This is a genomic window from Alkalibacterium sp. m-11 (assembly GCF_054658155.1).
The window spans coordinates 26,090-38,829 of sequence record NZ_BAAGIR010000011.1 but is presented as its reverse complement, the minus strand read 5'-3'; the positions used below and the strand labels follow the sequence as shown (position 1 = coordinate 38,829).

At 41.2% G+C, this 12,740-nt stretch carries 14 protein-coding genes; 3 read left to right on the top strand and 11 right to left on the bottom strand.

The window, feature by feature from the left end; translation table 11 throughout:
* Positions 1-159: 159 nt before the first annotated feature.
* From ACYQ2O_RS02655 to ACYQ2O_RS02615, 9 genes are all read right to left on the bottom strand, one after another.
* Positions 160-717: a sugar O-acetyltransferase gene (locus ACYQ2O_RS02655; RefSeq protein ID WP_459769242.1), complete on the bottom strand. Its 558-nt coding sequence runs from the start codon at positions 715-717 to the stop codon at positions 160-162.
* A 25-nt stretch (positions 718-742) separates the two neighbouring features.
* Positions 743-1,375 (bottom strand): DUF1054 family protein, encoded by a 633-nt coding sequence (locus ACYQ2O_RS02650; protein WP_459795928.1) that lies wholly within the window; start codon positions 1,373-1,375, stop codon positions 743-745.
* A 108-nt stretch (positions 1,376-1,483) separates the two neighbouring features.
* The gene (locus ACYQ2O_RS02645; RefSeq protein ID WP_459795927.1) at positions 1,484-2,491 is read right to left on the bottom strand and encodes a siderophore ABC transporter substrate-binding protein; all 1,008 of its coding nucleotides are present in this window, start codon (positions 2,489-2,491) and stop codon (positions 1,484-1,486) included.
* A gap of 30 nt (positions 2,492-2,521) precedes the next feature.
* Entirely contained in the window at positions 2,522-3,283 is a 762-nt protein-coding gene (locus ACYQ2O_RS02640) for an iron ABC transporter ATP-binding protein (protein WP_459795926.1), read from the bottom strand.
* A gap of 2 nt (positions 3,284-3,285) precedes the next feature.
* Positions 3,286-4,242: an iron chelate uptake ABC transporter family permease subunit gene (locus ACYQ2O_RS02635; protein WP_459795925.1), complete on the bottom strand. Its 957-nt coding sequence runs from the start codon at positions 4,240-4,242 to the stop codon at positions 3,286-3,288.
* Positions 4,239-5,216, bottom strand: a complete 978-nt coding sequence (locus tag ACYQ2O_RS02630; protein ID WP_459795924.1) for an ABC transporter permease — start codon at positions 5,214-5,216, stop codon at positions 4,239-4,241. The genes ACYQ2O_RS02635 and ACYQ2O_RS02630 overlap by 4 nt, the downstream gene beginning before the upstream one ends.
* Before the next feature lie 258 nt (positions 5,217-5,474).
* Positions 5,475-6,197, bottom strand: a complete 723-nt coding sequence (locus ACYQ2O_RS02625) for a 5'-methylthioadenosine/adenosylhomocysteine nucleosidase (protein ID WP_459795923.1) — start codon at positions 6,195-6,197, stop codon at positions 5,475-5,477.
* A 29-nt stretch (positions 6,198-6,226) separates the two neighbouring features.
* A complete protein-coding gene (locus ACYQ2O_RS02620) occupies positions 6,227-6,472 on the bottom strand; it encodes a hypothetical protein (RefSeq protein ID WP_346025484.1) in 246 nt (81 codons plus the stop codon).
* 11 nt (positions 6,473-6,483) lie between these two features.
* On the bottom strand, positions 6,484-7,038 hold the full coding sequence (locus ACYQ2O_RS02615; protein WP_091478981.1) for an NUDIX hydrolase: 555 nt from the start codon (positions 7,036-7,038) through the stop codon (positions 6,484-6,486).
* 172 nt (positions 7,039-7,210) lie between these two features.
* On the opposite strand from ACYQ2O_RS02615, the gene ACYQ2O_RS02610 reads away from it, so the two are divergent.
* From ACYQ2O_RS02610 to ACYQ2O_RS02600, 3 genes are all read left to right on the top strand, one after another.
* On the top strand, positions 7,211-7,879 hold the full coding sequence (locus ACYQ2O_RS02610; RefSeq protein ID WP_459795922.1) for a 5-bromo-4-chloroindolyl phosphate hydrolysis family protein: 669 nt from the start codon (positions 7,211-7,213) through the stop codon (positions 7,877-7,879).
* Positions 7,880-7,908: 29 nt separating this feature from the next.
* Positions 7,909-9,114 (top strand): toxic anion resistance protein, encoded by a 1,206-nt coding sequence (locus ACYQ2O_RS02605; protein ID WP_459795920.1) that lies wholly within the window; start codon positions 7,909-7,911, stop codon positions 9,112-9,114.
* A 105-nt stretch (positions 9,115-9,219) separates the two neighbouring features.
* Positions 9,220-9,462, top strand: a complete 243-nt coding sequence (locus ACYQ2O_RS02600; RefSeq protein WP_091264552.1) for a GlsB/YeaQ/YmgE family stress response membrane protein — start codon at positions 9,220-9,222, stop codon at positions 9,460-9,462.
* Positions 9,463-9,525: 63 nt separating this feature from the next.
* Here ACYQ2O_RS02600 and ACYQ2O_RS02595 read toward each other — a convergent pair whose 3' ends face one another.
* Positions 9,526-9,726, bottom strand: coding sequence for a cold-shock protein (locus ACYQ2O_RS02595; protein WP_459795918.1), 201 nt, complete (start codon positions 9,724-9,726; stop codon positions 9,526-9,528).
* 213 nt (positions 9,727-9,939) lie between these two features.
* Positions 9,940-12,720, bottom strand: coding sequence for an isoleucine--tRNA ligase (ileS, locus tag ACYQ2O_RS02590; protein WP_459795929.1), 2,781 nt, complete (start codon positions 12,718-12,720; stop codon positions 9,940-9,942).
* Between the last annotated feature and the right edge of the window lie 20 nt (positions 12,721-12,740).

Genomic DNA, 12,740 nt, shown 5'->3' with positions numbered 1-12,740 from the left:
GAATGCTTTTCTCTACCATACGTATAGTGTACCTTTAAATCCCCTCTCTTTTCAAATCAAGTGATAGTGATTAACGTTTGAGGTGATAGGCTTTCTAGCGGGTAAAACTTTATACTTTCCTATTCTACAAGTAAAAAAGGCCTATGAAGACTGGCCTTGTTAATTAACCGGTATGTTCTTAATGATACGGGCCGGCACTCCACCGATCACAACATTGTCAGGAAAGACGCCATTAACTACAGCTCCAGCAGCAACAACTACATTATTGCCCAGTTCAGAGCCGCCTACGATCGTCGCATCTGCTCCGATCCAGCAGTTATCCCCCACAGTCACTGGTCTCCCGAATTCATACCCTGAATTCCGTTCTGCTGGTAGTAGAGGATGTTCAGGTGTAACAATACTGACTCCCGGGCCCAGCATCGCATTCTTCCCAATGCGAATTGGGCAGACATCCAGAAACACACAGTTGAAATTGGCATAGAAATTTTCCTCTACATGTATATTATATCCATAATCTACACGCACAGTCGGTTCCACTTTAATAGTTTCACCAGTGGTTCCGAACAGATCCTTAATGATCCGCTTTCTCTCTTCATCAGTATCAGCTCTGTTGAAATCTTGAGCTCTATAGTGGCCTTTGCGTCTTCCTTTTATCAGTTCAGGATCAGATGGGTCATACATCTCTCCTGCTGTCATTTTCTCTTTCTCTGACTGCATATGACAAACTCCTTTATCCTTTAAGTTAGTTCTCGTTCTTCTGATGAACATCAAGCAGGCGGGAATAGATAGGCATAAGGTCATCGAGTGTTTTTTTATAGAAGTCAAACTGTGCGTCTTTATCCGACAACTCTATACTATCTTCACGCATGATCTTACCTATCATGAACTCTCCTTTTTTTACTTTAAGCAGTCTATTCAAGGTGGTTTCAATCGTTCCATTATCTGCTTTTATAAGATCAGGTTTAGTATGATCAGGTGAAATAACATACTCCGCTGATAGATGATCGAACAACTCCAGGTTTTCGAGAAGATGCTGACCCATTGCCTTCTCATGGACCGGGTTATCGATCAGTGACAGGAAGAGAAAAATATGATCGCTGTTGATTCCCAGCTGGATATGCGGATACTTCTTGTAGCCTCTAGCATTTCCTCCAAGAGCACTCCACGTACTTTCCGGAGCGTTAGCAGTTCTGCGTCTATGTTGGGCAATGTGAAAGCCTCCGTCAAATGCCGTCTGCGTATTCACCTGGGCTTTGAATTCATCACCGAATGACTGGAAAACAGGCTGGATCTGTTCTCTGATCAGTGCCATCCTCTCATCCAGTCCATCGACTGAAAAAATACTGAAATGTTCTGGTTCGAAATAATTTTCCATAACAACCTCCTGATTTATCATTGCTTTATTAGTGTATCAAAAAAGGAGAAAGGATGCAGGATTAGTTCATCCCGATACCTTACCCCCTTATTTAAGTCGTGTGTCCAATTAATCTAGAGCTTGTCCTACTTCATCCATCATGATGCGGAATGTTCCTACGCCGCCTTCAGCGAGGTACCATGCAGCTGGTGAAAGATAGTAAATGGAATCAGACTGGAATGCGGATGTCTGCTGCATGACCGGATTTTCTTCTATTGGCTGAGAAGACGTATCGCCACCTATTGCAGCTGTTCGGTCAATGACAAAGAGAAGATCCGGATCCATCTCGAGCACATATTCGAAGGAGATTTCCATGCCGTGATTTGCTTCTTCGATCCCTTCATCAACAGGTGTAAATCCAAAGGCATCATGAACCACACCGAATCGTGAACCCGGTCCATATGCTGAAAGTGAGCCTTCATTGTACATAGCCATTAAAGTCGTCAACTCTGACGCCTCTGCACGCTCTCTCAGCTCTTCAAGCTCAGTTTTAAGTTCTGACATGATGGCTTCTGCTTCATCTTCTAAACCAAAAATCATACCAAGACGGTCCAGATTGCTGTCTATTGAGTCAAAATAGGCTGTCGAGTCATTACTCAAATCGATCGTCGGAGCAATATCTTTCAGATCATCATAGGCCGAACTTGACCGACCAGCTACTATAATCAGATCAGGTTGAGCTGCATTTGTCACTTCCAGATCGATCTCAAAAAAGCTTCCGGCAACCTCAATATCTTCGTACTCAGATAAATGATCAGGAAGATTAGGAGAAGCTATCAGCACCACACGCTCTCCAAGACCTAGGGTAGACAGATTATCCAGCTGGCCGTTGTCAAACACAGCTATAGTCTGCGGATCAGCCGGTACCTCTACTGTATTGCCTGCAGCATCTTCAATCGTCACGACAGAAGGTGATTCTTCCGTTTCTTCCACGTTTTCTTCTGAACTGTCTTCTAACACAGTTTCTTCTCCGTCAGCTGCACTTGAATCCACATTCTCTTCTTGTGTGTCTCCGCATGCTGTTAAGGTCAGTGTACTCAGAATGAGTCCCCATCTTACTAAATCTGATTTCTTCATTGTCTCTTCTCCTATTCTTTGTTTTTAAATTTAATTAGTATAGTACAGACAATATTTAGTGCCGTTACTTTCAATAATCTTGACATCCATATCGTACAAGTCATCCAGTACAGGTTTAGTGATCATCTCGTCAACCGGTCCGGAAGCAAAAAGTCGGCCTTCTTTCATGGCGACAATATTGTCCGCATAACTTGCAGCAAAGTTGATGTCATGCACGACAGTTATGACTGTCTTTCCAAGTTCATCAACCAGGCGTCTGAGTGTTTTCATCATCTGGACCCCGTAACTCATATCGAGATTATTTAACGGTTCGTCCAGCAGGATATAATCTGTATCCTGACAGAGAACCATAGCGATCATCGCTCTCTGAAGCTGACCTCCTGACAGTGTATCGATATAACGGCTCTGTAGATCTAAAAGCCCCAAATACTCCAAGGAATTGTCAATCACCTCATGACAATGCTGATTCAGCCGGCCTTTTGTATAAGGAAATCGCCCAAATGAGACGAGCTCTCTTACCGTGAGCCGGACATTCATCTGATTGGTCTGTTTAAGTACAGACAGTCGCTTGGCAAAATCACCTTTCTTCCAGGTTTTTACCTCGTTTCCATCTATATAGATATGTCCGGTATCCTGAGGAATCAGTCTACTTACCATTTCGAGCAGCGTGCTCTTTCCTGCTCCGTTAGGTCCGATGCATGCAGTCATCTTACCCTTTTCGATCGGCAAGCTGACATTGTTTACTACAATTGTTTCGCCATAACTTTTTGTCGCGTTCTGGACTTCCATCATAATCAAACATCCCTTTCTTTAAATAATATATACAGGAAGTAGATGCCCCCTGCGAACTGAATAATTACACCTAATGTCGTTTGTAATCTGAAGACATGTTCAACCAACAGCTGACCGGAGAGTATGAATAATACCGAGATAAGGCTGCCTCCAATAAACAAGGTTGCATGTTTATATGTGTTGAACAGACGATAAGCAATATTAGTTCCGATAAACCCTAAGAAGGATACAGGACCCACTAGAGCAGTCGATACAGCTGTAAGGATACTTACCATGATGAACAGGATCAGGTAGTACTTGTCGATATTGATTCCCAGATTCAAGGCGTAAGCTCTTCCTAGATGAAGAACATCCAGGGTCCGGCTTTCTTTAAAGAGATAAATAAGTACAGGAACCGTTATGAGAACCGAGAAGCCGACGAGTGTCACATCTACTCTATTGAAACTGGCGATCGTTCGTGCAAACAGACTCTCAAATTCATTTGGATCAATAATGACTTGAAGAAAATTAGTGAAGCTGCTGAAAAATGTTCCGAGGATCAGTCCTGTCATCAGCATAAGATAGATCTTCCCTGGATATTTCTTGAAGAACAGCCAGAACATGCCCAGGCTCCCTCCAATCATCAGCAGCAGACTCAGGAAAAAATTGAGCTGGTGATGAGTAACCAGGACATGGTTCATACAAAAAAAGAAGAAGATGACCGTCTGAAGCAGGATGTACATTGAATCCAGACCGATAATATTTGGTGTCAGTATAATATTCTGGGTCATGGTCTGAAAAACAATGGTCGCTATGGTAGACGTAAATCCCACGAGGAAGAATGGGACAATACGCTGGCTTCTCAGCCTGATTGCAAAAGACAGATCCCCTCTTGTATTAACGGTCAAGTATAAAAACAGAAACACTGAGATGCTAATCAGCAGCAGTGAGAAAATCAGGTTTAATCGTTTTGTATTCATCTGGATTCCCCTCGAAGCAGTAAGTATAAGAAGAGCACACTTCCTACCACACCAATGACGACACTGATCGGTATTTCATATGGAAAGATGAGCGTACGTGATAAGACATCGGTGACCAGAAGAAACAGTGCACCAAAGCCTGCGGTAGGAAAAAGTATTTTTCCGAAGTGGTCACCTTTTTTCAAAGATATTAGATTAGGTACTACGATACCTACGAATGGAATACTTCCAACCGTCAGAATAATTGCTGAGGTTGCCAGTGCGACAATCGTCACGCCTGTGAGCTCTAAAAGGCCATAAGGAACGCCCAGCTCAACCGATACATCTTTTCCCAGTCCCATAATAGTGAAATAGTGCGCAAGCAAGTATATGAGAAACAGCAGCGGCACAGAAAGAAACAGCAGCTGATAATTAGTAGAAGATATAAGAGAAAAATTTCCTTGAAGCCAAGAGGATGCATTTTGAACAACTTCATACTGGACAGCCAGGTATGTACTCAACGAGTTGACTATATTTCCGAACATCAGCCCTACTAGAGGAATCATTACTGCATTTTTAATCTTGACGGAACGGACAAACAGAATAAAAGTAAATGTGCCGATCAGTGAAAAGATAAATGCCAGAACAGTTTTTTGAGTCAGCGAATAATGTGAAAAGAAAATAATGGCTGTAACTATGCCTAACCGTGCACTCGCAAGTGTTCCCGCAGTTGTAGGAGAAACGAATTTGTTTTGTGTCAGCTGCTGCATCAGTAGACCTGAAATAGCTAATGTACTGCCCGCCAGTATCAGACTTATCGTTCTCGGCAGTCGAGTAGTCAACAGAATCAGCCTTTGTGTGTCAGTCAGACTGAATACGTTTCTGATGCTCAAATCAGTTACGCCGGTAAAGATGGAGACTACTGTAAAAACAAACAGCAAGGCGATCATAATCCAATTAAACGGCTTCCGATTTTTAATTTTGCTGCCTTCCATCTCACCCAGTCCTTTAACATTCAATCGATTGTAGTATTTTTGTTCAGTAACTGAGAATGATTATCATTCTCTTCGAGTATTATATCGAATAATTTGAACAAATGCAATCTTTCACAAAAAGATGACTGCAGACTAATTTCCTGCAATCTATAGCCTTAAAGTAAAACCCGTTATATCACAAGGTGAGACATTTACATCTCCTTGTGATATAACGGGTTTTACGATGCTAATAGTGATCAGCTTAACCGGTTTATTTGCTCATATAGATGACGAGTCGACCGAATCATTTTCTTCTATTAACTCAATATACCAAAGAACCATTTCTGCAGATTTTTTCCCAGCAGATTCGATAAATTCATTGAATGACACAGATGCTTCTTCATCTGCGACATCAGATACTGCCCTGACCACAGCAAATGGAATATCGAACTGATAACACGTTTGTGCGACAGCTGTTCCTTCCATTTCTGTAACCAGTGCATCACTGAAATAGGATTTGATTTGCTGGATTGCAGAAGCATTGCTGATAAAGGAATCCCCACTCACTATAAGCCCGTCTTTAACTATCCACTCACTCTTTAAAGCCGCTGTTTTTAAAACCTTTACTGTTCCTGTATCTGCTTCGTAGTATTCAGGCATCTGGGGTATCTGACCGAATGCATAACCAAAGGCTCTTGCGTCGGCGTCATTGTAGCTCAATCTTGTTGAAATGACAAGGTCCCCTACTCTGAGTCCTTCTCCTATGCCTCCTGCTGATCCTGTATTGATTACCGTATCAGCATTAAATCTGTTGATCAGCAGAGTCGTTGCGATCGCTGCGTTGACTTTTCCAATACCAGACTGTACTAGAACGACATTGGTTTGTCCTATCTTACCTTCATAAAAGGTCTGACTCGCGATCTTAGTCTGCGTCAAATCAGACAACTCGTCAGTGAGCAATCGGATTTCCTGCTCCATCGCAGCTATAATTCCTAATTTCATCTAAACACCCTTTCATTATAGTGATAAGATCAGATAAAGAAAACGAACGCCAGAACGATTATAAGCAGCAGAGTGACTATAACGATAGCTAGAGTAAGCTGTTTTTCCACTCGGCGGTACTTCTCCATCTCATTCAGTCTTTTCTTTGATGTGCGTCCTTTTTTAGATAGTTTTCTTTCGTTCTTCCGATCTTCAGCTTTTCTTAATCTGCTTTCTTTTTTTTTCTTTATTTCATCCAGTTCTTTCTGTTTTTTCAGTTCACTTCTTGAAGACATCCTTATCATCCTCAGTCTTTCTTCATAGATTTTTTCATTTTCCAGTAAAACAAGGCGAAAACTGTCTTGGAATCCCTGAGTAACCCTTGTTCATATAGATCCCAGGCTTCATCATATGTTACGATCATTACTTCGACATTTTCATCCTCATCTTGGGAAAGCGGATTTTCTGCTAAGTACAAATCTGTCGCTTCATAGATTTCAAGAAATTCATCTGTAAACCCAGGTGTACTATAAAAAGAAGTCACAAAAGAAAGGTTATTTGCTCTATAGCCAGTTTCTTCTTCAAGTTCACGTGCAGCAGTTACAGATGCACTGGCATCCGACTCGTCTTTCAAGCCAGCAGGTATTTCAATACTGATCTGCTCGATCGCCTTACGGTACTGTTTGACAAGTATGATTTCATCGTCGTTGATAAAAGGAATGACCGCAGCAGCTCCATCGTGTCTGACTATTTCTCTCTGAGCCGTTTTTCCATTAGGCAGCCTGACTTCCTGTACCGTATACTCTGTAATGTTTCCTTTATATACTGATGTTTCCTTGATCGTTTCTTCTTTAAAATCCATTGGTCCACTCCTCACATACCGTTAATCATACAGGATTCGCCAGCAATTTTCATTATATAATTATCGTTCATATCCTGTTAAATCCATCTTAGGTCTTATGTCAATTCTACCAGATTTTGTGATACTATATAGTTAGAATAAGTAATCGTTTCACCAGAATGGAGGATCAACAATGAAACAGTCAACACTATATACATCTTTAATTTATACACTAACTTTACTCACTTCTCTATTTATATTCATCATGATGATCGGACTTGAATTTAACGGACTGCTCGCTTTGGGGCTGAGTATAGGAGCTGGAGTGCTTATGTTGAAAAAATTCGGTAGAAAGACATCTTCTGCAAAGAATACAAGCCAAAAATTACCGAAGATGACCCAGGAGAAAGAAGCCTTTTATACTTCAAAAGGCCTATCTAAAGAAGATATTCAGTACTTCAGAAAAACAATGCACAAAGCGAAAGAACAGGTTATAATGATCGAAAAGAATATGACTCAGTCTGGTAAGCTTAGAGCAATTGAAAACCGCAATAACACGATAGCCCTATCAAAAGCATTGTTCAAGGAAATTACCGATGAACCTGATCGTCTCCATGAAGTCGACCAGTTTCTATACGTCCACCTGCCATCACTGGCAGATCTGGTTAAGAAATACGTCGAAATCGAAAATCACAAGGCTAAAAGCAAAGCGACCTATGATATTCTTGAGAAATCGTCTCAGACAATCGACAAAATGTGCGGACAGATTGTAGAAGACTATGTCATGTTTAAAGAAGACGATATCCAGGATCTTGATGTAGAAATCGAACTAGCCAAACGTACATTGAATGACGAACTGTAATACTAACCCATACACAAGGAGCTGTTACAATGGCAAACGAAGAGAATGATTTATTCGAAAAAAAGGAACAGAGTGAAATCGATGACTTATTGGCAAATCCTTTTGGTGCTTCCGCAAAAACTGAACCTACTGTAGAAAAAAATGAGATAAAAAAGCAGAATGAAGTAAAAAAAGTGATCGATACTTTAAATGAAACGAGAAAGAAACAGGCTTACGAATTGGCTAAAATGATTGATACTTCTGATACTGATTCTCTTCTGAACTACGGTGCTCAAGCCCAGCAGAAGCTTGGTGAATTTTCGCATTCCGTACTGAACCATGTTCAGAATCAGGAGACTAGCCATATCGGTGAAACCCTCAATGATCTGATGTTTCGTTTGAATGAGGCAAATCCTAACGAGCTTAAAGCTGATGACCGGAATATCTTCAAGAAAATGTTCCGAAAGATAAACCGGTCAATTTATGAAACGACTGCTAAATACCAGAAGATTGGTGCTCAAGTCGACAAAATAGCAGTCAAACTGGATAAAGAACGTGAACTGCTTCTAAAAGATAATGTCATGCTTGAAGAATTGTACGAAAAGAACTACGAGTACTTCGAAGCTTTAAATGTCTATATTGCAGCTGGAGAAGTAAAAATCGACGAGCTCAGCAATGAAGTGATTCCGCAGGCTGTCAAGCATGCAGAAGACAGTGGAAACCAGATGGAAGTTCAGAAGGTTAATGACTTGAATCAGTTCCTGAATCGCCTGGACAAACGAGTATATGATTTAAAGACCGCTCGTCAGATGACTATTCAGCAGGCACCACAAATCCGTCTCATCCAGAATACCAATCAGGCTTTAAGTGAAAAAATACAGACATCCATTAATACTGCTATTCCTTTATGGAAAAACCAGATCGTTGTTGCACTGACTCTCCTCCGTCAGAAAGAAGCTGTAACGGCTCAAAGACAGGTTTCCGAAACAACCAATGAGCTTCTGACTAAGAATTCAGAAATGTTAAAACAGTCCTCAATTGAAACGGCTAAAGAAAACGAGCGCGGAGTCATCGATATCGAAACGCTTGAAAAAACGCAGGCCGATCTTGTTGAGACATTGGAAGAAACCTTATCTATTCAGCGGGAAGGACGTTCCAAGCGTAAAGAAGCAGAAGTTCAGCTTCAGCAGCTTGAAAGCCGTTTGAAAGATCAATTACTACAACTGACTGAACCAAAAACAACTAATTCTAATTAATTAGTACAACCTTATCTTTTCTTAAGTGTAAATATTTGAATAAAATGTGACAGTTTACTATACTAAGTATGTAAGTTATTCAAAACGAAAGAGGAGAGATGTATTATGTTAGGATTTATTTGGTCACTTATTGTGGGTGGAGTTATTGGTGCAATCGGTCAGGCTATTGTCGGTACTGATGTACCAGGTGGTATTATAGGTAACATTATTATAGGTTTCGTTGGTGCTTGGGCAGGCCATGCATTGTTCCAGATGGGACCTGAATTAGGTGGATTCTATATTATTCCTGCAATTGTAGGGGCAATATTGATCGTATTCATCTATGACCTGATTGCAAGCAGATTATAATCATAGATTTCCATATAAAAAACTTCCTCAAGTCTGTAACTTGAGGAAGTTTTTTTATTATTATCACTGTTTTTCAACGTTGGATGCTTGAGGTCCTCTGTCGCCTTCGATGATGTCGAACTCTACTTCCTGACCATCATCAAGTGACTTATACCCTTCACTATTGATTGCACTGTAGTGGACAAATACATCTTCATGTCCATCAACTTCGATAAATCCGAAGCCTTTTTCAGCGTTGAACCACTTGACCTTACCTTGAGCCATAAGTACTTTCCTCCTACTTGTTTTCTTGCAACAGAAATCTAATACTGACATACTACTATGAAAGTTAGGATAAAGCAGTTAAACCTCCATTACATATAAAATTATACAAAAGCAAACGCTTTAAATCAATAACTCTATATTGAAATTAGCATAAAAAAAATGAGTTCCTCTAGTTTTCAATCGAAAACACAGGAACTCAATTTTTTAATCACTTTAACTGTTCAGAACTTCAGGGTAGTGCTCTTTACAAATAGAATGGCAGCGCGGGCACAACTGCTCATCTTCATTCAGAGCTACTGTCTCTTCAGACGTTATACGGCAGCGTGTGCATACCTCCCCCGGCATACGTTCGACCTTGATCGCTACTCCATCTAAATCAAGAACAGACTCATCGTCTTGAGGTTTTTCATCAAGACTTTTCACAATTAATTCAGATGCGATAAGGATCTGGCGGATATCACTGTCAAGTGTATCTAGAAGACTTCTGATATCATCTGAAGCGTAGACTGTCGTTTTCGCTTCAAAGTCTTTTCCGATCACTTTATTCTCTCTTGCCACTTCGTTAGCTTTCAGTACTTTGTCTCGGAATGTCATGAATGCACTCCAGTTTCCAAGTACTTCTTCTTCATTGCTGAAGGACTGTACTTCAGGGAATTCTGACAGCTGTACGAAATCCTCTTCTTCCTGCAGGTATGTCCACATTTCTTCTGCTGAATGAGGCAGGATCGGCGTAAGCAGTTTAGTCAGATCTCTGATGATGTGATAGAAAACTGTCTGCATCGCCCGTCTGCTGTAGGCATCAGGCGCGTCAATGTATAGAACATCCTTGGAGAAGTTCGCATAGAAGTTTGAAACATCTACAGTACAGAACTGATTGATTTCTTTAAAGATATCTGAGAAATCATAACGCTCATAGCCATCCACGACGTTTTTCACTGTCTGGTTCAGACGGTTCATCAAGTACTGATCCACTGGGCGTAAGTCTTCATAAGCAATACCATCCGCTTTAAAGTCGAAATCTTCAGTATTCTGGATCAGGAAGCGAATCGTATTTCTGATCTTTCTGTAAATTTCCGATACCTGTTTAAGAATATCCATGCTGACTTTTACATCTGCCTGAGTATCTACACTGGATACCCAAAGACGGATCAGATCGGCACCCATCTGCTTGATGACCTTATTAGGATCGATTACATTACCAATCGATTTACTCATTTTCTTCCCTTTGCCATCAAGAACCATTCCTTGAGAAAGGACAGCTTTATAAGGAGATTCTCCATTTATTGCGACAGACGTCGTGATACTGGAGTTGAACCAGCCTCTATACTGATCGGATCCTTCAAGGTATAAGTCTGCCGGGAAAGTCAAGTTCTCTCTTTTACGCAGAACAGCATGGTGAGAAGAACCAGAATCGAACCATACGTCCATGATATCTGTTTCTTTCGTAAATACTCCATTAGGACTGGATGGATGTGTGAATCCTTCGGGTAACAGATCTGCAGGTTCTTTTTCAAACCAGATATTCGAGCCATGTTCCTCGAATAGCTGGGCAACATGTTCCGTTGTTTCCGGAGTAATGATCGCATCACCGTTTTCACCGTAGAATATCGGTAATGGTACACCCCAGGCACGCTGTCTGGAAATGACCCAGTCTCCACGGTCTCTGACCATGTTATAAATACGCTGCATTCCCCAAGGCTGCAGCCAGTCCACTTTCTGTACAGCATCAAGAATATCATCTCTGAAATTGTTTATAGAAGCAAACCACTGCGGAGTCGCTCTGAATATTACCGGTTTCTTTGTTCGCCAGTCATGTGGATAGCTGTGAGTAAAGAAATCAAGTTTAAGCAGCGCATCATTCTCTTCCAGCCATTCAGTGATCTGTTTATTTGCTTTGTCATAGAACTGGCCTTCCAGTCCTGGAGCTTCGTCAGTGAAGCAGCCTTTTTCGTCTACTGGAGACAGAACAGGCAACTGATACTTCTGGCAGACGATAAAGTCATCTTCCCCGTGTCCAGGAGCAGTATGGACAAGTCCAGTACCATCTTCAAGGGTAACGTGATCCCCTAAAATCAGTAAAGACTCACGATCGTAAAATGGATGCTGTGCAGTGATCCCTTCGAGATCTTTGCCGGCTACTTCTTTAATCAATGTCACATCAGTCCACTCAAGGGTCTCTGCAACTTCTTCAGCTAGTTTGGATGCTACAACAAATTTACGGCCGTCTGCTTCCAGTACAGCATAATTCGTGTCAGGCTTAACTGCAATAGCTAAGTTCGCAGGCAGTGTCCATGGTGTCGTTGTCCAGATGATGAATGATGTATCCTTATCCAGAAGATCGTTGCCATCTTTTACTGTAAATGCCACATAAATATTAGCCGAACGCACATCATGGTACTCGATTTCTGCTTCAGCAAGAGCTGATTCACTTGAAGGAGACCAGTAAATCGGTTTAAGTCCTCGATAGATATAATCTTTTTCAGCCATCTTGCCGAAAACGCGGATCTGTTCCGCTTCATAGTCTTTCTTCAAAGTCACGTATGGATTATCCCATTCGCCTGCTACTCCTAGACGTTTGAAGTCTGTTCTCTGCTTTTCAATCTGTTCCCAGGCATATTCTTCACAAAGCTTTCTGAATTCCACGACTGACATGGACTTTCTGTCTACTCCTGTGTTAGTCAAGGCCTGTTCGATAGGCAATCCATGCGTATCCCATCCTGGTACATATGGGGATCTGAAACCAGACATGGATTTATATCTGACGATAATATCCTTTGAAATTTTGTTCAAAGCATGTCCGATATGGATATTTCCATTCGCATATGGAGGACCATCATGAAGAACAAAAGGCGGCTTGTCTTTGTTCAGCTCCTGTCTCTTGTTATAGACGTCTGCTTCTTCCCATTCCTTCTGTCTCTCTGGTTCTTTGTTCGGCAAGCCCGCTCGCATGGGAAAATCTGTTTTCAGTAAATTCAATGTATCTTTGATTTCCATCATTTCACCTTTTTCTATAA